The organism is Variovorax flavidus (assembly GCF_030317145.1).
In the GTDB taxonomy this organism is placed as follows: Bacteria; Pseudomonadota; Gammaproteobacteria; order Burkholderiales; family Burkholderiaceae_C; genus Variovorax; species Variovorax flavidus.
In genome coordinates this window covers 603,123-624,745 of sequence record NZ_JASZYE010000001.1, presented here as the reverse complement: position 1 = coordinate 624,745, position 21,623 = coordinate 603,123, and the positions used below count along the sequence as shown (strand labels likewise).

The window sequence follows — 21,623 nt, the reverse complement described above, 5'->3', positions numbered from 1 at the left end:
CGGCGGACGGGCCTCAGATCCGTCCCAGTGCCCGGTCCACCCCCTTGTTGGCCAGGGCATCCGCCCGCTCGTTCCCCGGATCGCCTGAGTGGCCCTTGACCCAGCGCCATTCGATCTGATGTCCGCCTTCTGCCACCAACTTGTCGAGTTGCTGCCACAGCTCGACGTTCTTGACCGGCTGCTTGGTTGAAGTGCGCCAGCCCTTGGCCTTCCAGCCGCGAATCCATTCGGTGATACCCATGCGGACGTACTGGCTGTCCAGGTAAAGCGTGACCTTGCACGGACGCTTGAGCGCCCCCAGCCCTTCGATGACCGCCTGCAGTTCCATGCGGTTGTTGGTGGTGTTGAGCTCGCCGCCAAAAAGCTCCTTCTCGGTGGCGCCCGACTTGAGCCATGCGCCCCAGCCGCCAGGCCCGGGGTTTCCCTTGCAGGCGCCGTCGGTGTAGATCTGTACTTCGTTCAAAAACCGTTTCCTTCTTGCTGTCGATGAGTGGTGTCGCGGTGCATCTTGCCCGCGATCGGGACGGGGGCGCTGGCGCGCGAAGCGGCACGGCGCCAGTCGGCGCTCAGTAGCCGCAGGCCCCGCACGCGCTTGACCGCCACCAGAAAATAGACGGCGCCGAAAATGGGCCACCAGCGCTCGCCGGCATTGTCGAACCAGCGGCAGCGGTCCAGCCACGCTTCGCTGCGGACTGCCGGCCGATAGACGCCGAAGCGCCCCGACTCGACCTCGAAGCTCAGCAGCCGGAGCCAGTCGCGCATGCGCCGGTAACCGATGAAGTCGCCGGCCTCGGGCAGGAAGAGATCGCCGAAACCCAGGCGCCGGTACAGATGCGCGCGGCGCTGCCGCATGCCCCACAGGCTCGCGGGGTTCAGTCCGCATACGACGACGCGGCCTTCGGGCACCAGCACCCGCTCCACCTCGCGCAGCGTCGCATGTGGATCGGGGCTGAGTTCGAGCGTGTGCGGCAGCACGACCAGGTCGAGGCTGTTGGCGGGAAAAGGCAGGGCCGAGAAGTCGGTCACCAGCGCGCTCCGCGCCAGCATCGCGGGGTCGGACAAGGCCAGCCAGCGATGCGGCATGCGGTTGGTCCGAAGCCCCTCGACTTCTGCCAGGCCCAGCTGCAGCGCGTGGTAGCCGAACACGTCGGCCACCGCCTGGTCGAACTGCGCCTGCTCCCAGGCCAGCAGATAGCGGCCTGGGGGGGTCTCGAACCAATCATGCAAACCTATAATTTGACCGCTCATGACCCTCGTTCCGCTGCCCGCTTTTGCCGACAACTACATCTGGATGCTGCAGGATGGACGCAACGCGATCGTGGTCGACCCAGGAGACGCCCAGCCGGTGTTTGATGCACTGGAGCGTGGCAATCTGCAACTGGCCGCGATTCTAGTCACGCACCATCATGCCGATCACACGGGTGGCGTGGCGGCGTTGCACGAAGCCACCGGTGCGCCGGTCTTCGGCCCCGCGCGCGAGCGCATTCCGGAACCCTGCACACGCCTGTCGCACGGGGATCATGCCGAGGTGCTGGGACTGCGCTTCGAAGTGATCGACGTGCCGGGCCATACGGCCGGCCATATCGCGTACTTTCTTCCGGCCGAGCCCGGCAATGCCGCGGCGGGCGATCTTGCCCCGCTGGTCTTTTGCGGTGACACGCTGTTCTCGGGCGGCTGCGGCCGCCTTTTCGAAGGCACGCCCGCGCAAATGCTGGCCTCGCTCGACGCGCTCGCCGCGCTGCCGGGCAGCACCCGCGTATGCTGCACCCACGAATACACACTTGCTAACCTGAGATTCGCGCGCGCGGTGGAACCGGGCAACGCCGATCTCGCTCAGTACATGTCGCAGTGCCAGGCACTGCGCGCGCGCGGCGAACCGACGCTGCCTTCGCAGCTATCGACCGAGCGCCTCATCAATCCCTTTCTTCGCAGCCGCGAAGCCACTGTCAGTCGAGCGGTCCACGCTCACGCCGGCCTTTCATCCCAGGCCGCGGAGACCGAGGTATTCGCCGCGCTGCGTCAATGGAAAAACGACTTTCGATGAAATTTATCGTTGCCGCCTGCCTTGCGGGCTCCCTCTTCCTCGCAGGCTGCGCCACCGGTACGGGCTCTTCGCCCATCAAGGACACGTCGAGCGCCGCGTCGAGCAGCGCCACGCCGGTCTATCCGCGCGGAGCGCTCAAGCCGATCACCTCCGGCGATGCAAACGGCGAGGCGAAGTCACGCACCGTCGTGACCCTCGCACCGCCCGCCGACATGTGGGACCGGATTCGTCGCGGCTTCAAGATGCCCGACCTGGACAACGACCTCGTCCGTGACCGCGAGCAGTGGTACGCGAGTAGGCCCGACTACATGCAGCGCATGACCGAGCGTTCGAGCCGCTACATCTTCCACATCGTCGAAGAACTCGAGCGCCGCAACATGCCGACCGAGATCGCCCTGCTGCCCTACATCGAGAGCGCCTTCAATCCGCAGGCCGTCTCGAGCGCGCGCGCGGCGGGCATGTGGCAGTTCATGCCGGCCACCGGTACCGACTTCGATCTCAAGCAGAACATCTTCCGCGACGACCGGCGCGACGTGGTGGCCTCGACGCGCGCCGCGCTCGACTACCTGCAGAAGCTCTATGGCATGTTCGGCGACTGGCAACTCGCCCTCGCCGCCTACAACTGGGGCGAAGGCAACGTGGGGCGCGCCATCGCCAAGAACCAGCGCGCTGGCCTGCCCACCGGCTACAGCGACCTCACGATGCCCGCCGAAACGCGGATGTACGTGCCCAAACTGCAGGCGGTCAAGAACATCGTCGCGAATCCCGAGCGCTATAACGCCGATCTGCCGCTGATCGCCAACCACCCCTATTTCCAGACCGTCGCGCTCAAGCGCGATCTCGACGTGGCGCTGGCAGCCAAGCTGGCGGACGTGAAGATCGAGGATTTCCGCGCGCTCAACCCCTCGGCGCACAAGCCGGTGCTGCTCGCCGCAGGCACACCCGAGATCCTGCTGCCGTGGGACAACGCAGCCGTCTTCCAACGCAACTTCGAGGCCTACGCGCAAGGACAGTACGCCAGCTGGACCGCCTGGACTGTGCCCTCGACCATGACCGTGGCCGACGCGGCCCAACGCTCCGGCATGAGCGAAGCCGACCTGCGCGCGATCAACAGCGTGCCGCCCCGGATGCTCATCAAGGCGGGCTCGACGCTCATCGTGCCGCGCAGTGCGCGCGTGCAGGAAGACGTGGCGGCGCTGGTTGCCGACACCGGACAGTTGAGCTTCCAGCCTGAAATCGTCACACGCCGCACCGTGGTGAAGGCCGGGCGCACGGACAGCGTCGCGAGCATCGCCCGCCGCTACAAGCTGAGCCCGGCGAGCGTCGCCGAATGGAATGACGTCAAGCCGACCCATTCCTTCCAGAAGGGCTTCAACGTCGTGGTGTACCTGCCGGTCAAGGCCGCGCGCTCGGTGAGCGTCGGCACGGGTGCGACGCGCGCGCATGGCGCACCGGTCCTCAAGAGCACGAGCCTCGTGTCGAAGAGCACGCCCGCAAAGGTATCCAAGAGTTCGTCCACCAACGTCGTGCGCGAACAGCGTGGCGGCACGCCGTCGAAGAAGAAGCGCTGACAGAAAGCTCCGGCCGGCGCCTGGCGTCGGCGTCAGAGCTTTTCGGTTTCGCCGCTGCGCGGCTGCCACTTCATGAGGCGCTTTTCGAGCACGCCGACGATGCCGTCGAGCAGCAGCGCAAACGCCGTCAGCACCACGATGCCCGCGAACACGGTGTTGACGTCGAAGGTGCCTTCCGCCTGCAGGATCAGATAGCCGACGCCGCGTGCCGACCCGAGGTACTCGCCTACCACCGCACCTACGAAGGCCAGGCCGACCGAGGTGTGCAGGCTCGAGAAGACCCAGCTGGTTGCACTCGGCAGGTACACCGTGCGCAGCAACTGTCGCTGGTTCGCGCCGAGCATGCGTGCATTCGCCAATACCACCGGGCTCACTTCGCGCACACCCTGGTACACGTTGAAGAACACGATGAAGAACACCAGCGTGACCGCGAGCGCCACCTTGCTCCAGATGCCCAGGCCGAACCACAGCGCGAAGATCGGCGCAAGGATCACGCGTGGCATCGAATTCGCAGCCTTGATGTAGGGATCGAAGACCAGGCTCGCGGTCGGCGCCAATGCGAGCCAGAGGCCGCAGGCGAGCCCCAACAGCGTGCCGATCACGAAGGCCAGCACGGTTTCGAGCAGCGTGGTGCCGAGGTGGCGATAGATGTCGGCGTTGCCCGGCAGGCCGTCGGGAAACAGCGGATTCGGAGGGATCGCCACCGGCATGAACCAACTCCAGATCCGCCCCGCCACCTGGATCGGCTCGCCGAGGAAGAACGCGAACTGCTGGTTGCGGGATGCCAGGTGCCAGGCCACCAGCAGCACGACCAGCACGGTGATCTGCCAGAAGCGCGCATTGCCTTCGCTTGGCCGAATGCTCATCTCAAGCCGCCTTCCTGAGTTGCTGCGCATATCCCTTCAAGACCTCGTCGCGCAGGACGTTCCATATCTGTGTATGCAGTTCGACGAAGCGCGGGTGCGTGCGAACCTCGGCCACGTCGCGCGGCCGTGCAAGGTCGATGGTGAACTCCCCGATCGGATGGGTCGCCGGGCCAGCCGAGAGGACCACCACGCGGTCGCTCATGGCGATCGCCTCGTCGAGATCGTGCGTGATGAACAGCACCGCCTTCTTCTTCGCGGCCCAAAGATCCAGCACCTCGTTTTCCATCAGCTGCCGCGTCTGGATGTCGAGCGCGCTGAAGGGTTCGTCCATGAGGATGATGTCGGGATCGAGCGCCAGCACCTGCGCGAGCGCCGTGCGCTTGCGCATGCCGCCCGAGAGCTGATGCGGATAGCGGTCGCCGAAGCCGCTGAGCCCGACGCGGGCCAGCCATTCTTCCGCCTGTGTGCGCGCCTGCGCTTCGGCCACGCCGCGGTACTGCAGACCCACCATGACGTTGTCGAGCGCGCTGCGCCATGGCATCAGGGCCTCTGACTGGAACATGTAGCCCGCGCGCGTATTGATGCCTGCCAGCGGTTGCCCGAATACCTTGACCGCGCCCGACGATGGCTCCAGCAATCCCGCGCCCACATTGAGAAGCGTCGACTTGCCGCAGCCTGTGGGTCCGACCACTGACACGAATTCGCCGCCGCGGATGCGCAGCGTGGTGCCGGCAACCGCGGTGTAGCGCTGGCTCTGATCGTCCTTCGAGCGGAAGGTGCAACTGATATCGAGAAGTTCGAGCGCGTAGTCGGCCATGGGTCTGCAAGAAAAAACCCGGCCGGAGCCGGGTTGCGGGACGTCGAGGTCAGGCTTTGAACCTGTCCTTGGCGCGGCGCGCAAAATCGTTGGTGTAGAGCTTCGACAGATCGATCTTGTCGGGCTTGACCGTCGGATCGAAGCTCGCGATCGCGGTGAGCGCGGTCTTCGGGCCCTCGGAAGGAACGAGCCCGTCGGTCGCGATCGCTTCGCGCACCTTGTCGAAGGAAGCAAGGTACAGGGCACGATCGCCCAGCAGGTAGGTCTCCGGCACCGTCTTGATGATGTCGCCGGGCCCCGCCGTCTGAAGCCACTTGAGACCGTGCACGATGGCATTGGCCATGGCCTGGCAGGTGTTGGGATGCTTCTGGATGAATTCCGAGGACGCATAGAGACACGCAGCCGGCATGAGGCCGCCGAACACTTCCTGCGTGCCCTTGAGCGTGCGGGTGTCGCTGATGATCTTCACGTCGCCCTTCTGCTCGAGCATGGTCATCACGGGATCGGTGTTGCTGATCGCATCGATCTGCCCCGAGCGCAGCGCCGTCAACGCGCCGGCGGCAACGCCGACGCCGATGTAGCTCACGTCGCTCGCCTTCAGGCCGCCGCGCGAGAGCACGAGGTTGGCGACCATGTTGGTCGACGAGCCGGGTGCCGAGACGCCGATCTTCTTGCCCTTGAGATCGGCAATGCTCATGTAGCCCGGCATGTTCTTCGTGGACACGCCGATCGCGATCTGCGGTGCGCGGCCCTGGAGCACGAAGGCCTGGAAGTACTGGTTCTTCGCCTGGAGATTGATGGTGTGTTCGAAGGCACCCGAGCAGACGTCGGCCGAACCGCCCACGACCGCCTGCAGCGCGCGCGCGCCACCGGCGAAATCGGAGATCTCGACATCGAGTCCCTCATCCTTGAAGTAACCCAGCTGTTCGGAGATGGTGAGCGGCAGGTAATAGAAAGCCGCCTTGCCGCCAACTGCAATCGATACCTTGGACTTTTCCAGCTTCGGCTGCCCATAGACCAGAGGCGCCCCGATGGCGGCGGCTCCCAGCGCTGCTGCAACGGTGAAGGTACGGCGATTGAGCATGAGTAACGCCCGCAGGCCCTTTGTTCGAGTAATTCGAATCGAGCTTAGGGGCGCACTTCTACGCCTGCATCGGGAACATCCCGTGCGGGTTTTTACGTAAACATGAAGACCTCTATCGCCCTGCGAACAGCAGCGCGATATTGACGAGGAATGCGAGTGTCCAGACCGCGCTTCGTGCGGCCCCGATGCCAGCGATATAGAGCGCGATGTAGAGGATGCGAAGCACCACGTAGGCCGCGGCGAGCAGATCGATGTCGTCCTGCGCGGCGCCGAGTTGGTGCGCGATGATGACCGCACCGATGAAGAACGGCAGCCCTTCGAAGCCGTTCGCCTGCGAGGCATAGGCGCGTGCACGCCAGCCGGACTGGCGCCCACCCCACTCGCGCGGCCTCTCGTTGTCGCTCAGGCTGAAGGCGCCGGCCTTCGCGATGTACGACGACGCATAGGGCAGCAATGTCGCGATGAGTACGCACCAGTAGGCCCATGTCAGGGGTGGCAGATGCATGATGTCTCCTCGCTGGGATACCGATCAACGCCGATCGACCAGCGCGTGCGCAATGGTGCCCAGATCGACATATTCGAGTTCGCTGCCGGCTGGAACGCCGCGCGCCAGCCGGGTCACGGTGAGGCCGCGCTGCTTGAGTGCCTCGCCGATCACATGGGCCGTGGCTTCGCCCTCGGCGGTGAAGTTGGTGGCGAGGATCACTTCGCTGACCGTGCCGTCGAGCGCACGCTCGAACAGCTTCGCGAGGCCGATGTCCTTCGGCCCGATGCCGTCGAGCGGACTGAGCTTTCCCATGAGCACGAAGTAGTAGCCACGAAACGCGCCGGTGCGCTCGAGCGCAGCCTGGTCGGCCGGGGTCTCGACCACGCAGAGCTTGGTGCCGTCACGGCGCGCGTCCTGGCACACGCTGCAGATCGCGGCTTCGGTGAAGGTGTTGCAGCGCTCGCAATGCCGCACATTGGTTGCCGCCTGCTCCAGAGCGCGCGCCAGCATCTGCGTGCCAGCGCGGTCGTGTTGCAGCAAATGGAAGGCCATGCGCGAGGCCGATTTCGCACCGACGCCGGGCAGGCGCCGCAATGCTTCGACCAGCGCATCGAGCGAGCTGGAATCTGCCATTCAGGCCTGACGGCGCTTCAGAACGGCAGCTTCATGCCGGGGGGAAGGCCAGGCATGCCTGCGGTCAGCTTGCCCATCTTCTGCTCGCTGGTTTCCTCTGCCTTGCGCACCGCGGCGTTGAAAGCGGCAGCCACCAGGTCCTCAAGCATGTCCTTGTCGTCGGCCAGGAGACTGGGGTCGATCGTGATGCGCTTGACGTCGTGCTTGCAGGTCATCACGACCTTCACGAGGCCGGCGCCCGATTCGCCTTCGACCTCGATGGTGGCCAGTTCTTCCTGCGCCTTCTTGAGGTTGTCCTGCATTGCCTGCGCCTGCTTCATGAGGCCGGCCAGTTGTCCTTTGTTGAACATCGTTGGTCCTATCGATCGTTAATTGAGAATGAATGAATAAAACTCACGCGGGCCGCAGCGTACCCGGAACAATCCGCGCGTCCCAATCGCGCATCATCGATTGCACTTCGGGATCGTTGCGGATCGCCTCCTCGGCCACGCGCTGGCGCTCGTCCGCCGCCTGCTTGTTGCGGCGTGCCGGGCTGTCGACGACGGCGCCGATCTCGATGGCGATTTTCACGCCATGGCCCAGGGTTGCGAGCGCAGCCTGCAGCTTCTCCCGACTGCTCGTCTGGTTGAGCGATTCCCGCTCGATACGCAGCAACCATTGATCGTCGTCGCGCGCCACCAGTTGGGATTGCAGCGCGAGTTCACGCGACAGTGCCGCAATGGCCTCGGCCGCGACCAATTGCGTCACGGTCGAATACCAGAAATCGCCCTCCTCGCTCGGCTGGATCGGCGCCGAAGCCGCTACGGCTTCGGCCTCGCGCGCCCCGGGCGGCGGTTGTACGCGGACCTGCATGGCAACCACCTGCGTGGCAACAGGCGCGGCTTCGGCCGCCGCCGCAGGCTTCGGCGGTGCCGAAGCAGTGAGCGAAGGCGCATCCACGACCGGCAAGCGATGCCCCGGTGGCGTCGTCGAAGCGACAACCGGGTCTATCGGGTCGGCAGACACAGCGGGCGGCCGCACCGTGTCGGCGGGAATGGCGCGTGGCGCTTCCGCCACGGGCCGCCGAGCTTCATTCAGAGTTTTTTTTTCCTCGCCGGCCGCACCGGTGGGCTTGAACGCCAGCAGGCGCAGCAACACCATCGTGAGCGCCGCATACTCGTCGGGCGCAAGGCCCAGTTCGCCACGGCCGTGCAGGCAGAGGCTGTAGAGCAACTGTGTCTCGTCCGCCGGCATCAATGCGGCAAGACGCGCCGTCTCAACTGCGTCGGGATCGGCACTGCCGCCGGCCTCCGCGCGCGATGGCACAGCTTGCATGACCGCCATGGCTTGCAGCACGGTGGTCATTTCCTCGAGCGTGGACGCGGCCGACAGGCCATCCCGGCGCAGTCCCTCGGAGGTGTCGACCACCGTCTTGCCGTCGCCCTGCGACAGGGCCTCGATGAGGCGATACACGTGTCCACGATCGACGCTGCCCAGCATCTGCCGCACGCCGCTTTCCAGCAGTTCGCCATTGCCGAAGGCGATCGCCTGGTCGGTCAGCGACAGCGCATCGCGCATCGACCCGCGCGCGGCTCGTGCGATCAGGCGCAGCGCGAGCGGCTCCGCGGGCACGGTTTCCGTCTGCAGCACGCGCGTGAGATGTTCGAGAACGGTTTCGGGCGCCATGGGCCGCAGGTTGAACTGCAGGCAGCGCGACAGCACGGTGACCGGCACCTTCTGCGGATCGGTCGTGGCCAGCACGAACTTGAGGTATTCGGGCGGCTCTTCGAGCGTCTTCAGCATGGCGTTGAACGCATGACCCGTCAGCATGTGCACTTCGTCGATCATGAAGACCTTGAAGCGGCCCTGCACCGGCTTGTAGACCGCCTGCTCCAGCAGGGCCTGCACCTCGTCTACACCGCGGTTCGATGCGGCGTCCAGCTCGGTGTAGTCGACAAAGCGGCCGGCATCGATATCCCTGCACGCCTGGCATATGCCGCACGGCGTGGCGGTGATGCCCCCTTGCCCGTCCGGCCCTTGGCAGTTGAGCGACTTCGCGAGGATGCGCGACACCGTCGTCTTGCCGACGCCGCGCGTTCCGGTGAAAAGATAGGCATGGTGCAGCCGTTGCGAGGTGAGCGCGTTTTCGAGCGCCTGGACGACATGCTCTTGGCCCACCATCTCGCTGAAGGTTTTGGGGCGGTGTTTGCGAGCGAGCACGAGATAGGCCATCGGCGCATTTTAGGGTGGTGCCGGGCCCGGCCCCGCGCCAGCCTAGGCCATCTTGCAGATGGATTTCGCGGACCCCGCGCCTAGCATGAAAACACCACCGAGGAGACTGACATGCCCACCGCGCCACGCAAAAAAAACGCCGGCACCGGCTCGGCCAGGAAATCCATGCAGGCCGGCAATTCTGGTGCGCGCCGCTATTGCGTGCAGCCGCCGCAACCGTTGCGCCAGTTCGACCCCAGCGTGGCACCAGGCCGCGCGAGTGCCATCATGTCCGCGAGCAAGAAGTGGGTGAACGGCACCCAACTCACCTACTACTGCTTCAAGCGCGGCGATGCAGTGCCCGCGGCATGGCAAGGCAACACTGCCGACATCGGCGTCGTCAGCGACGCGTTCGAGGCCTGGGCCAAGCTGGGCATCGGCATCAGCTTTCGCAAGGTGGATACGGCGGAGGACGCCATGGTGCGGATCGGATTCGACCAGCAGGACGGTTCATGGTCCTATGTCGGCCGCGACGTGCTGGGCACCAAGTCGCCGCAGGAACGCACGATGAATTTCGGCTGGCCGCTCACGACCGACTACGGGCACGACACGGCACTGCATGAGATCGGCCACACCATCGGCCTCGAACACGAGCATCAGAACCCGAACGCCGGAATCACCTGGAACCGGGCGGCCGTGCTGGCTTATTTCTCCGGCCCGCCCAACAACTGGGAGCAGTCGCAAATCGACTGGAACATCCTGCGCAAAATCCCCACTTCGCAGATCAAGGGCACGACATGGGATCCGGATTCGGTCATGGAATACCAGTTCGACGCCGGGCTCATCGAAGCCCCCGCAAAGTACGCGGCCGGGCTCACGCCCAAGGGGGGACTCTCCTATGCCGACAAGGCCTGGGTGGTCGAGTCCTATCCCGGCGTGCGGGCACCAAGCACCTCGACGCTGAAGATCGGGCTATCGCAACTGCTCAAGCTCAAAGCGGGGGAGACACGCACCTTCGACTTCGTGCCGACACGCACCCGTACTTACAGCATCGGAACTTTCGGAACCTCCGATACGGTACTTGTGCTGTTCGAGGTCACCCCCGCCGGGAACGTGCAGATCGCAGGCGCCGACGACAGCGGCACCGACCTCAACGCGAAGGTCAGCATGCGACTGCAGAGGGGCCGGCACTATCAAATCGGCGTGCGTCTTTACTACGCGGATGCGGCACTCGAGACCTCGCTGATGGCTTGGTGACGCGAGTGGCCTACAATCCTCGGTTGACGGGCCTCCCCGCATGGTGAAGTGGCCAACCGGGTCAGGTGGGGAACCAAGCAGCCCTAACTGCGTAGTCAGTGCCGGGGGTAAGGCTCGTCAACCTAACAATCCATAAGCCGTGAGTTTTCGATAGCTCACGCGCGTCCCAAGGGCAAGCGCCCGAGTCTCTTCTCCATCGCTCGCGCATTTCATCCGCGCTTTGGAGCGGGCTCAAATACTGTATGTAAATACAGTATTTGAAGTAGAATTCGTCGTCCCCAAGAACAAGATCGAGGCGACAGCATGACCCCTTCCTTTCCTACTCCGGCCGCCGCGCGGGTGCTTCCGTTCACACCCCGGCCGCACATCGTCAGGCGTTCATCCTGGCCGTTTCCTGTTTCACAGGAGAGAGGCGGGAGTGACGATCTCAGGGGCCATGCGGCGCGCATCATCGCCACCACGGCGCGGCACTGGGAAGTGCGGCGCTGAGGCCGTCCGAAAATCCCTTCAGCCGCTACGCGAAACGGTTGAGCACACCTCGTGCAGCGGCGGCGCCCGAGGCCATGGACGCGGTCAGGAGATAGCCGCCGGTCGGCGCTTCCCAATCCAGCATCTCGCCGGCGAAAAAGACCCCGGGCAGCGCGGTGCTCATCAGCTTGTCGTCCAGCGCATCGAAGCGAACGCCGCCCGCGGTGCTGATCGCCTCGTCGATAGGCCTTGGGGCGACCAGACGAAGCGGCACGGCCTTGATCGTTTCGGCCAGTTTTTCGGCGAGGTGCATTTCGTCGCGCGAGAGCACTTCGTGCAGCACGCCGGTCTTGATGCCCTCCAGCCCGAGCCGGCTTTTCAGGTGACTGGCGATGGAACGCGAGCCGCGTGGATGCAACACCGCGGCGCGTACCTGCTCCACGCTGCGATCGGGTAGCAAATCGAGCAACAAAGTGGCGCTTCCATGGGAGGCGATTTCATCGCGCAGCAACGCCGAGGCCGCGTAGATCAGGCTGCCTTCGACGCCGGTCGCTGTGGCGACGAACTCGCCCTTCCGCGCGAAGCGATGGCCTCCCGAATCTGCAAACGAGATGGCGACCGACTTGAAGGGCATGCCTGCAAAGCGCTCGGCGAAAAACGGCGTCCACTGCAAGTCGAAGCCGCAGTTGGCCGGCTCGAGGGGCGCGACTTGCACCCCGCGTTCGGACACCCAGGGCACCCAGGCGCCGTCGGACCCAAGCCGGGACCAACTCGCCCCGCCCAGCGCGAAGACGACGGCATCGAAAGACGCCGCCACCTCGCCAGCAGCGGTCGCAAAGCGCAGCGCGGTCGCAGGCTCCGCGGCATCGGACCAGCCGAGCCACCGGTGCCGCATGTGGAATTGCACGCCGGCCTGCCGCAAGCGGTGCAGCCATGCGCGCAACAGCGGCGCGGCCTTCATGTCCTTGGGAAACACGCGGCCGGAGGTGCCGACGAAAGTCTCGACACCCAGGCCGTGCGCCCACTCGCAGAGCGCCTCGGGCCCGAGGCGGCGAAGCAGCGGTTCGATCTGTGCGCGGCGCTCGCCGAAGCGGCCGGCAAAGACGTCGAAGGGCTCCGAATGCGTGAGGTTCAGGCCGCCGCGCCCAGCGAGCAGGAATTTGCGCCCGACGGAAGGCATGGCGTCGTAGAGGTGCACCTGCACACCCTGTGTGCTGAGGACTTCGGCCGCCATCAATCCGGCGGGGCCGCCGCCGACGACGGCGACTCTTTTTTCTTTTTTCATTCGAGTGTGACCAGTTCGCCCTGCCCGGTCAGGAACGCGGCGCGCACCGTCTCGCCCGGGTAGGCTTGTTGCACCGCATCGCGGTAGCGGGTGAGTTGTGCGATCAGGCTCGCGTCGCGTTCGGGTCGGGCCGCGGACTTGTAGTCGAAGACCCACCACGCACCGCTCTCGCGATGCCGGACCAGGCGATCGATCCGCAGCGTCTGCCCTTCGTGGATCAGCGTGACCTCGTTGCCGTGCCAGTCGAGCGACGCGCTGTCCCATACCCAGGCGCCCTTGCCGGAACGGATACGTTGCGCCAGGACCGCCGCGGCTCGCGTGGCCTGCAGGTCGAGCGAAAACTCACGCGCCGCGGCGCGCAGATGCCCGACCGGCAAGGCAGCGCCGGGCTGCGCCCATTCGAGCAGCCGATGCATGGCCTGCCCCAGGGCGGACGCCCGCGTATCGACATCGCGGGCCGTGAGCGCCACAGGCCGCGCCGCCGAAGCCACCATCGGCTCAGGCAAGCGCAGCATCTGGAATGCGACGGGAACATGGGGAGAAGCGACGGTGGCAGTGCCCGCCACGTCATCAACCAGCTCGCAGCGCCCTTCCAACCGCGCCCACCAGCTCTGGGCGTTGGGCCGCGCAGCGGCTACAGCGGAGACGACCAACTCGCCCCGGGCGCGCGTCGTCGCCACATAGAGGGCATTGATCTCCTCGCGATGTCTTGCCGCCTGCTCATCCGCCAGGTCGTCGACCGTGCACGCTGGCGGATTCTTTTCGCTGGCCATGAAAACAAAGCGCTCGGGCGCAGCGGCATGGCCAGGCCACTTCACGAGCACACCCATGGTCTGCGCGCGCTGTGCCGAGGCATCGGTGTCCAGCAGCAGCACCAGTTGGGCTTCGAGGCCCTTGGCGCCGTGGACCGTCAGCAACTGCACGGCATCGGACACCGCGACCGAAGGTGCGCGGACGCCACCCGCGCGGAGCGCGCGCACGAAGCCGTAGGCCGTCGCAAAGCGGGCGCCGTCGAGTTCGAGCGACGCGGCCAGCAGACCGCGAAGATTGGCCAGCACGCTCGTGCGCAGCGCAGCGGGCGCGGCGGCAGCGAACTTCGAGAGCACATCCCCTTCGTGAAAGATCGCGCTCAATGCATCGTGCGGCGGCAACGTACCGAGCCATTGCTGCCACTTCCGCAGCCGCGCGCCGATGCCTGCGAGCGGCTCGGGCCAGTCCGGCGCCTGGAGCAGGTCGAACCAGCTCGCACGGCTCGCACGCTGGCGCAGGGCGAGTTGCACCAGCGCACCGTCATCGACGCCCCATAGGGGAGATTTCAGCGCTCGCGCGAGCGACAAGTCGTGGTCCGGAGAGACCAGCGCATCAACCAGCGCGACCACGTCCTGCACCTCGGGGGCGTCGTTCAGTTCGTTCTTCTCGGGCTGCTGCACGGCGATGTGGAGCTTGCGGAGTTCGTCCTGCAACACGGCCAGTCGACTGCGCCGGCGCGCCAGCACCATGATCTGGCTGGGCGCCAGGCCTTCTGCGATGCGCCCGGCAATCCAACGCGCCGCCTGTTCGCATTCCTTCTGCAGAAGGCGCTCTTCCGGCAGGACGCGCGGTGTGGTGAGGCTGTCGCGCCAAGGCAATGCACCGTCGGCATCGACGACCACCTCGCCGGCAACTTCGACAGACCCGATCGAATCGCGGGCAATCAGCGGCAGCTTGCGAATCCGGCCGGGCACGCGCGACTCGGTCGTGTGATTTCGGAAGCCGCTGAACTCACCGGCCTGCTGGGCGTCCTGCATCGCAGCGTTGACCAGTCCGACCACCGCCTGCGCGTTGCGGTGCGTGTGGTCGCAATTCAGCAGATCGCCCTGGAGGCCCTGCTGGACGAACTGCTTCGCCGCAATGAAGACCTGCGGCTCCGCGCGCCGAAAACGGTAGATGCTCTGCTTCGGGTCGCCCACGATGAACACACCCGGACGCCGCCCGCCGGCACCCGCGTAGCTGCCGAGCCAACCGTTGAGCGCCTGCCACTGCAGCGGATTGGTGTCCTGGAACTCGTCGACCAGCAGATGCCTCACCCGCGCGTCGAGCCGCTCCTGCACCCAACCCCAAAGCTCCGCGTTGCCCAGCAGCAGGTGCGCGGCCTGCTCGACGTCGTTCATGTCGACCCAGCCGTTCGCGGCCTTGACCTCCGCAAAGCAGATGTTCAGCAAGCGCGTGAGACGCGCCATGCGCTGCTGGTAAAGCCAGGCTTCATGCTGCGCCTGCGCGGCGCAATACTGCAATGCGCGGTCCTGCGCGGCCCGTACATCGTCGAGACCCGCCAGCTTCTCGCTGAACTTGCGCGGCTCGCCTTTCTGGGTCAGCAGCGCATCGAGCACGCCGGCGGCCTGGCCTTCAGTCACGGCCTGTTCGAGTTCGACGCCCCTGCGCGAAAAGGTCGGCGCGCTCGCACGTCCCAGCGCACGGGCTGCGGCCAGCATCGCGCTGCGCCATGCAGAGTCGTGAAGGAGGATGTCTTCCGGCGATTCGGCGTGCGCGAACGCGGGGTACATGTGGCCCATCGGTGTCACCGCATCGTCGACCGCATCGTGTGCATCCGCGAGCGAGAACTCGACGCGGCGCGTCAGGGCATCGTCCAGCGCCTTGGCGATCTGCGAGCGGCCGTGGGTCGCGACCAGCGCGTGGTAGTCGGCCGATGCGGCTTCGTCCGCGGCAACGGCCGAATAGAACGGCCGCCACACGCGAACGCGGGCTTCGGCGTCGTCTTCCAGCAACTGGTAGTTGGCCGGCAGCCGGAGTCGTTCGAGCACCGCCACCGGCGCGCTTCTCAGCAAGCCGGCGAACCACGCATGGAAGGTGCGGAACTGAACGGGACGACCACCGGCGAGCAGTTCGCGATAGAGGCCCTGCAATCGCGGCGCGGCAGCTTCTGCAGCCGCCGGGTCCATGCCCCGCATGACCAGTTCGGGCACCAGTTCGGCCACCGGTTGCCCGGCGAACTTCTCGAGCCATTGATCCAGGCGCTCGCGCATTTCGCCAGCGGCCTTCTTGGTGAAGGTGATTGCCAGAATCTCGTGCGGCGCACAGGCGCCCTCGCCTTCCTCCAGCAAGGCGCGCACGACGCGCGACACCAGCATCCAGGTCTTGCCCGCGCCCGCGCAGGCTTCGACCGCCACCGAGCGGCGTGGGTCGCAGGCGATGGCATAGAAGCGCTCGCGCGAAACGTGGACGCCGTTGTGTTCGTAGGCTGCGGCGGCAGTCATGTATGCGCTCATTCGGCAACTTCCCAGAAATCCTTGCGGCACAGGCCACGGGCCGTGCAGTGTTCGCACACCTGCCCTTCGCCGAGGGCCGGCAGCGCGGCCCCCCCGCCGATGCGGGCGAGATCGTCCATCACGCCGGCCACCAGTGCGTCGCGCGCGGCCACGACATCTTCCTGCTCGAAGGTTCGCGTGCCGGATGCCTTTTCTCCGACGTTGACATAGGCGGCACGCAAGCTGTCGTCGGGAAACAGGGCGGCGTAGAACGCGAGCTGCGTGTCCTCCGTCGGATCCTTGACGCGCTCGCGGGTCTTGTCCGCGGATTCGGTCTTGTAGTCGATCACGAAGGCCCTGCCGTCGGGCGTCGAGTCGACGCGGTCCAGGCGACCGATCAGCTTCACCGTGCCCAGCGGCACTTCCTTCCACGGCTCGGCTTCGACGAACACCGCCCCTTCACCGGCCTCGTGTCCGGCCAGCCAGGCCAGATAGCCCTCGCGCACGGCTGGCCAGGCCGCGGCGAAGGGAAGGAATTCAGCCTTCGACAGGCCGAACTCGCGGGTCGCCAGGTCTTCCGCAATGGCCATCATGGCGCGCCGAGCCTGGAGGTCGGTGGTTGGACCGTCCTTCAAGGCTTCATGGAAATGGCCGAGCACGGCATGCAGCCAGTTGCCGAAATCGCGTTTGTCGATCTCGGCGTCGAGTTCGTCGCTGTTGCGCAGACCGAGTTGTCTCAAGGCGAAGAAGCGGTACGGGCAGCGGCGCAAATCCTCGTAGGCGGTCGACGACAAGGTGGCAGGCACGAGCGCTTCGCCGCGGGGCTGCGGATGCGCTGTCGGCCGTGCCTCCACCTGCACCGGCTCGCGCGGATCCGCGGCATCGGTCGCCGAATGATCGAGATACAGCATCTGCACGAGGGGACTGGGTCGGACCGGCTCGCCGCTGGCGTCGAATTGCCGCCACAGCACGTCGCAGTACGGTGCGCGCATCGCGATCGCCCAGGCCGCTCGCTGTGCGGCTTCCAGATCCTCGCGCGACGGGAGCGACAGGCCGGTGCGCTGCGCCGGATTCCAATCCCCCGGCGGCTCGGGCGACGCAGGCAAGCGCTGGTCGTCGCAGCCCGGTACGACGACGGCGGCGAAGGCGCGACCGAGCAGTTGGTGTAGCGGCAGAACGATGACCTGTGGGACCTCGCTGCTCGCAGGAGCCAGCACAAAACTGGCCGCTTCGAGCACATCGCGCACCCAGGCGGTGAACTCGGCCAGCGTACAGCGCGTGCCACGCATCTCGCCGTCGTCAGCGTCCAGGTAGAGCGCGGAGATCACTTCAATGCCGGCCACATCAGCGGCCAGGTCAGCCCATTGGCCGGTGGCCTCGAGCAATGTCCTTGCTGCCTTCAGCCAGTCACCCAGCGGCCGGGCACGGATGAGCGCGGCCCGCAGGACTTCGATCGCTTCAGTGAATGGCAAGAGCCTGGCATCCTGCGGCTTGTCGCTGGTTGCGGCCAACGAGCACCAGCTGCGCCAGTCCCGCATGCCGCGATCGCGCAAGCGCGCCTCGAGCGACAGGACGACGCGACCGTCGAAGCCACTGGTGCATTTGAGCCAGTCGAGCACCTGGTCACTGCTCGCGTCGTGGGCACAGGCACGCAGTGCGCTCATCAGGTTCGCGGCGGCACGCGTGGTCGAAAGCTTCCAGCCGGTCTCGTCGTGAGGCACCACGCCGTGCGCGGCAAGCTGCGCGCTGATGCGGCGCGTCAGCGCGCGGTCGGTGGCGACAAGCGCGACGGGAGCGCGGTCTTCTGCCAGATGGCGCAATACGCAGGCCGCGGCGCGCTCCGCCTCGTCTTCAGGATCGGACGCCGCGTGCAGATCGGCGACGCAGGCCGGCGCATTCAAGGTCGCAAGCGGCAGGTGCAGGGCGCGTTCACCCAGCATGGCGTCGAGTTTTCGGGTGAGCGGGTCGCTCTGAAGGCCGTCGAGCACGATGAGCTGATCGACCTGCGAGAGCGCATTCCCCGTGAGCAGTACGTCGGTCGCGTAACTGGAGGTGGATGCCCATGCCAGCGCAATGCCATTCAGGGCGCTCTCGATATCGAACCATTCGGAGCCCTTGCCCGCACCCACGATGTCACCCATGCGCTGGGCCCATGCCGCGCGTTCATCGGGATGCTCGGCGGCGGCCAGCGGCGCGAGTTGCTGCACGACCTCGACCAGCCGCCCCGCCAGCGCGTTGCGCGACGCCGAAAAGCCGGTTCGGGCCAGCAGCGACTGCGCGGTGAGCAGGTCACGCGCCATGTCGAAGGCGATGTCGTCGATGCCGGGCGCGAAGCCACCCACGCTGCGCGCCCAGTTGCGCGTGGTCTCGAAACGCGGCGCGAACCCCGGCGTGCCGTGGGCCACCCACATGCCGCGCGCCACCTGCATCAGTTGCGCATAGGGGACGAGGACGACGGTGCGCGCGGCGTGCAGGCCTCGCTCGGACAGGACATGGGCAATGCGGCTGACGATGCCCTGGGCCGGATCGCACCAAAGCGCGTGCGCCGGATGGCGCTCAATTGAATGCATGGGGTGTAGTTGGGGGGCTTTGGCTATCGGGGCCATAGCTTGCGCGCCGGCCACGCCGACACTTGGTTTCTGTCACAATGACCCGCACTTTAGCTGCACCGAAACTCTCCGCGCAGAAGGACACATCCATGGCCAGCGACCTCATCAAACACATCTCTGACTCTTCTTTCGAAGCCGACGTGCTCCAGTCCGGCAAGCCTGTCCTGGTGGACTACTGGGCCGAATGGTGCGGCCCCTGCAAGATGATCGCGCCGATCCTCGACGAGGTCTCCAACACCTACGAAGGCAAGCTGCAGATCGCCAAGATGAATGTCGACGAGAACCGTGACATCCCCGCCAAGTTCGGTATTCGTGGCATCCCCACGCTGATGCTGTTCAAGGACGGCCAACTTGCCGCCACCAAGGTGGGTGCAATGAGCAAGGCTCAACTCACCGCCTTCATCGACCAGCAACTCGCCTGAGTGCACCCCCTGCTGCCTGCGCGCAACGCGCCGGCAGCTTTTCCGTTTTTCCTGTCATAATTCCCCACAGATCACCGGCCCATTCAGGTTCCCGGTTCGAGTTCCCCGGTTTGTGAGGCATCTCTCGCCTCTCCCCAAACCTCCCCCTCCTGGTTTTTCGACAGATTTCCCCGCAAGGGGTCATTCCATGCACTTAAACGAACTCAAGGCACTCCACGTGTCCGAAGTCCTCAAGCAGGCCGAAGCGCTTGAGATCGAAAACGTCGGCCGCATGCGCAAGCAGGAGCTGATGTTCGCGATCATCAAGAAGCGCGCAAAGGCCGGCGAGCAGGTTTTCGCCGACGGCGTGCTCGAGATCCTGCCGGACGGCTTCGGCTTCCTGCGCAGTCCCGACACCAGCTTCACGGCGAGCACGGACGACATCTACATCTCGCCGAGCCAGGTGCGCCGCTTCAACCTGCACACCGGCGACATGATCGAAGGCGAGGTGCGCACGCCCAAGGACGGCGAGCGCTATTTCGCGCTGACCAAGCTCGACAAGGTCAACGACGGCCTGCCCGAGGCGAACAAGCACAAGGTGATGTTCGAGAACCTGACGCCGCTGTTCCCGAAGGAACTGATGCGTCTGGAGCGCGACAACTTCAAGGGCGACGAGAACATCACCGGCCGCATCATCGACATCATCGCGCCGATCGGCAAAGGCCAGCGCGCCCTGCTGGTGGCCCCGCCCAAGAGCGGCAAGACGGTGATGATGCAGCACATCGCCCACGCGATCAGCGCCAACTACCCCGAAGTGCACATGATGGTGCTGCTGGTGGACGAGCGGCCTGAAGAAGTGACCGAAATGCAGCGTACGGTGAAGGGCGAGGTCATCGCTTCGACCTTCGACGAACCCGCTGCGCGCCACGTGCACGTCGCCGAAATGGTGATCGAGCGCGCCAAGCGCCTGGTCGAACTCAAGAAGGACGTGGTGATCCTGCTCGACTCGATCACCCGTCTCGCCCGCGCCTACAACAACGTCGTGCCTTCATCGGGCAAGGTGCTGACCGGCGGCGTGGACTCCAACGCCCTGCAACGCCCCAAGCGCTTCCTTGGCGCCGCGCGCAACGTGGAAGAAGGCGGCTCGCTCACCATCATCGGCACCGCGCTGATCGACACCGGCAGCCGTATGGACGAAGTGATCTTCGAAGAGTTCAAGGGCACCGGCAACTCCGAAATCCACCTCGACCGCCGCCTCTACGAGAAGCGCGTGTTCCCCTCGATCCAGCTCAACCGCAGCGGCACGCGCCGCGAAGAACTGCTGTTGCCGCCCGAGATCCTGCAGAAGACCCGCATCCTTCGCCAGCTCATGTACAACATGGACGAGATCGAGGCGATGGAACTCATGCTCAAGAACATGAAGGCGACGAAGACCAATGTCGAGTTCTTCGACATGATGCGTCGCGGAGGCTGATCGCCTCCTTGCGCTGGCACGGAGTCAGCGCACTGCCAGGGCCCGGCCTTCGGTCGCGCTCTGGCGTCCCAGGTCGAGCAGTTCCATGAGCTCGACCGCCTGGTCCGGCGTCACCGGATTCGGACCTTCTCCATGGATTGCATCGCGAATCGCGGCGTAGTAGCTGACGTAGTTGCCTGCCTGCGTGGGCAGAGCTCGTGCCTGAACCCGGCCATCGTCGCGCACGATCGTGAGTTCGCCGTCGATCGGATCGACGCCCCACCCCGCATCGCCTGGACGCCCGCCGGTACGCAGCGCGTCCTCCTGTGGATCCACACCCCGCTTGATGTAGCTGCCGCGCGTGCCGTGCACGATATAGCGCGGCGCCGCGTAGGCAGCCAGTGTCGTGGCGTGCAAAACGACGCGCAGGGGTGTATGGGCGCCGTTCTCGTAGCGCAGCACGGCGTGGAAGTAGTCTTCGACCAATGCGCCGTCTCGCAGCGCTGCGGTATCCAGTTGCAGCGTGTCGGGCCGGCCAAACAGTTGAACCGCCTGATCGACCAGGTGCGAACCCAGATCCACCCAGAGCCCAGCGCCGGGCACCGGCTGCTCCCGCCAGCGTTCGCGCACTTGCGGCCGGTAGCGGTCGAAGTGCGACTCGAAGTACACCGGGCGCCCCAATTCGCCGGTGGCCAGCAAGTCCCGAAGCGTCAGGAAATCCGAGTCGAAACGGCGGTTCTGGTACACGGACAGCAGCCGGCCCTTCTGCTGGGCCAAGGCGGCCAGTTCGCGCGCCTGAGTGGCGTCCAGCGTGAAGGGCTTGTCGACAATCACATGCTTGCCTGCCGCGAGCGCCGCGTTGGCCAGCGGGTGATGCTGGGCGTTCGGGGCGGCAATCACGACCAGGTCGATGTCGGTTCGGCGCAACAACGCCTCGACATCCGGGACCACGTCCACGCCGGGCCAGTCCGCATGGACCTTGTGCGGCTGCGAACTCGCCACGGCTCCCAATTCAAGGCCCCCAACGGCCGAAAGTACCGGGGCATGGAAGGTCTGGCCCGCGAATCCGTAGCCCACGAGACCGGCGCGCAAGGTACGAAAAGGCATGATCACGGGGCCTCTGGCGCTGAAAAGGCCCAGTATGCGATAATTGTGGGCTTAGCGAAAAGTGCAACACGGCGCCGTGCCGTTTGTGGCTCTCGCATCGACCAAA

Annotated in this window: 18 protein-coding genes and 1 other RNA gene; 6 read left to right on the top strand and 13 right to left on the bottom strand. The window is 65.7% G+C overall.

Features of this window, described 5'->3' with window-relative positions; genetic code table 11:
* Nucleotides 1-13 precede the first annotated feature (13 nt).
* On the bottom strand, nucleotides 14-463 hold the full coding sequence (gene rnhA / locus QTH90_RS03015; RefSeq protein WP_286663040.1) for a ribonuclease HI: 450 nt from the start codon (nucleotides 461-463) through the stop codon (nucleotides 14-16).
* Entirely contained in the window at nucleotides 460-1,248 is a 789-nt protein-coding gene (locus QTH90_RS03010; protein WP_286663039.1) for a class I SAM-dependent methyltransferase, read from the bottom strand. The genes rnhA and QTH90_RS03010 overlap by 4 nt, the downstream gene beginning before the upstream one ends.
* Here QTH90_RS03010 and gloB point away from each other — a divergent pair.
* Nucleotides 1,247-2,044 carry a hydroxyacylglutathione hydrolase gene (gene gloB, locus QTH90_RS03005; RefSeq protein WP_286663038.1) on the top strand — a complete coding sequence of 266 codons (798 nt, stop codon included), beginning with the start codon at nucleotides 1,247-1,249 and terminating at the stop codon, nucleotides 2,042-2,044. The genes QTH90_RS03010 and gloB overlap by 2 nt on opposite strands.
* Nucleotides 2,041-3,615, top strand: coding sequence for a transglycosylase SLT domain-containing protein (locus QTH90_RS03000; protein ID WP_286663037.1), 1,575 nt, complete (start codon nucleotides 2,041-2,043; stop codon nucleotides 3,613-3,615). The genes gloB and QTH90_RS03000 overlap by 4 nt, the downstream gene beginning before the upstream one ends.
* A gap of 32 nt (nucleotides 3,616-3,647) precedes the next feature.
* Here QTH90_RS03000 and QTH90_RS02995 read toward each other — a convergent pair whose 3' ends face one another.
* From QTH90_RS02995 to dnaX, 7 genes are all read right to left on the bottom strand, one after another.
* Nucleotides 3,648-4,481 (bottom strand): ABC transporter permease, encoded by an 834-nt coding sequence (locus tag QTH90_RS02995; protein ID WP_286663036.1) that lies wholly within the window; start codon nucleotides 4,479-4,481, stop codon nucleotides 3,648-3,650.
* Nucleotide 4,482: 1 nt separating this feature from the next.
* Nucleotides 4,483-5,298, bottom strand: a complete 816-nt coding sequence (locus tag QTH90_RS02990) for an ABC transporter ATP-binding protein (protein WP_286663035.1) — start codon at nucleotides 5,296-5,298, stop codon at nucleotides 4,483-4,485.
* 49 nt (nucleotides 5,299-5,347) lie between these two features.
* Nucleotides 5,348-6,382, bottom strand: coding sequence for an ABC transporter substrate-binding protein (locus QTH90_RS02985; protein ID WP_286663034.1), 1,035 nt, complete (start codon nucleotides 6,380-6,382; stop codon nucleotides 5,348-5,350).
* A gap of 112 nt (nucleotides 6,383-6,494) precedes the next feature.
* Nucleotides 6,495-6,887, bottom strand: coding sequence for an MAPEG family protein (locus QTH90_RS02980; RefSeq protein WP_286663033.1), 393 nt, complete (start codon nucleotides 6,885-6,887; stop codon nucleotides 6,495-6,497).
* A 24-nt stretch (nucleotides 6,888-6,911) separates the two neighbouring features.
* Entirely contained in the window at nucleotides 6,912-7,502 is a 591-nt protein-coding gene (gene recR / locus QTH90_RS02975; protein WP_286663032.1) for a recombination mediator RecR, read from the bottom strand.
* 17 nt (nucleotides 7,503-7,519) lie between these two features.
* Nucleotides 7,520-7,852, bottom strand: a complete 333-nt coding sequence (locus tag QTH90_RS02970) for a YbaB/EbfC family nucleoid-associated protein (RefSeq protein ID WP_012747441.1) — start codon at nucleotides 7,850-7,852, stop codon at nucleotides 7,520-7,522.
* Nucleotides 7,853-7,895: 43 nt separating this feature from the next.
* The gene (dnaX, locus tag QTH90_RS02965) at nucleotides 7,896-9,713 is read right to left on the bottom strand and encodes a DNA polymerase III subunit gamma/tau (RefSeq protein ID WP_286663031.1); all 1,818 of its coding nucleotides are present in this window, start codon (nucleotides 9,711-9,713) and stop codon (nucleotides 7,896-7,898) included.
* Nucleotides 9,714-9,824: 111 nt separating this feature from the next.
* On the opposite strand from dnaX, the gene QTH90_RS02960 reads away from it, so the two are divergent.
* Nucleotides 9,825-10,949 carry a M12 family metallopeptidase gene (locus tag QTH90_RS02960; RefSeq protein WP_286663030.1) on the top strand — a complete coding sequence of 375 codons (1,125 nt, stop codon included), beginning with the start codon at nucleotides 9,825-9,827 and terminating at the stop codon, nucleotides 10,947-10,949.
* Nucleotides 10,950-10,974: 25 nt separating this feature from the next.
* Nucleotides 10,975-11,071: signal recognition particle sRNA small type (gene ffs / locus QTH90_RS02955), an RNA gene on the top strand.
* A gap of 392 nt (nucleotides 11,072-11,463) precedes the next feature.
* On the opposite strand, the gene QTH90_RS02950 is transcribed toward ffs, so the two are convergent.
* The 3 genes from QTH90_RS02950 to QTH90_RS02940 are packed head-to-tail and all read right to left on the bottom strand — an operon-like array spanning nucleotide 11,464 to nucleotide 18,517.
* On the bottom strand, nucleotides 11,464-12,702 hold the full coding sequence (locus QTH90_RS02950; RefSeq protein WP_286663029.1) for a TIGR03862 family flavoprotein: 1,239 nt from the start codon (nucleotides 12,700-12,702) through the stop codon (nucleotides 11,464-11,466).
* A complete protein-coding gene (locus QTH90_RS02945; protein ID WP_286663028.1) occupies nucleotides 12,699-15,956 on the bottom strand; it encodes a UvrD-helicase domain-containing protein in 3,258 nt (1,085 codons plus the stop codon). Before QTH90_RS02945 ends, QTH90_RS02950 begins: the two co-directional genes overlap by 4 nt.
* 8 nt (nucleotides 15,957-15,964) lie before the next feature.
* Nucleotides 15,965-18,517 carry a PD-(D/E)XK nuclease family protein gene (locus QTH90_RS02940; protein WP_286663027.1) on the bottom strand — a complete coding sequence of 851 codons (2,553 nt, stop codon included), beginning with the start codon at nucleotides 18,515-18,517 and terminating at the stop codon, nucleotides 15,965-15,967.
* Between the two features lie 128 nt (nucleotides 18,518-18,645).
* On the opposite strand from QTH90_RS02940, the gene trxA reads away from it, so the two are divergent.
* Nucleotides 18,646-18,978 (top strand): thioredoxin TrxA, encoded by a 333-nt coding sequence (gene trxA, locus QTH90_RS02935; RefSeq protein ID WP_286566019.1) that lies wholly within the window; start codon nucleotides 18,646-18,648, stop codon nucleotides 18,976-18,978.
* 187 nt (nucleotides 18,979-19,165) lie between these two features.
* A complete protein-coding gene (gene rho / locus QTH90_RS02930; RefSeq protein ID WP_286566020.1) occupies nucleotides 19,166-20,431 on the top strand; it encodes a transcription termination factor Rho in 1,266 nt (421 codons plus the stop codon).
* 24 nt (nucleotides 20,432-20,455) lie between these two features.
* Here the strand turns inward: rho and QTH90_RS02925 are convergent, their stop codons facing one another.
* A complete protein-coding gene (locus QTH90_RS02925) occupies nucleotides 20,456-21,517 on the bottom strand; it encodes an oxidoreductase (RefSeq protein ID WP_286663026.1) in 1,062 nt (353 codons plus the stop codon).
* Between the last annotated feature and the right edge of the window lie 106 nt (nucleotides 21,518-21,623).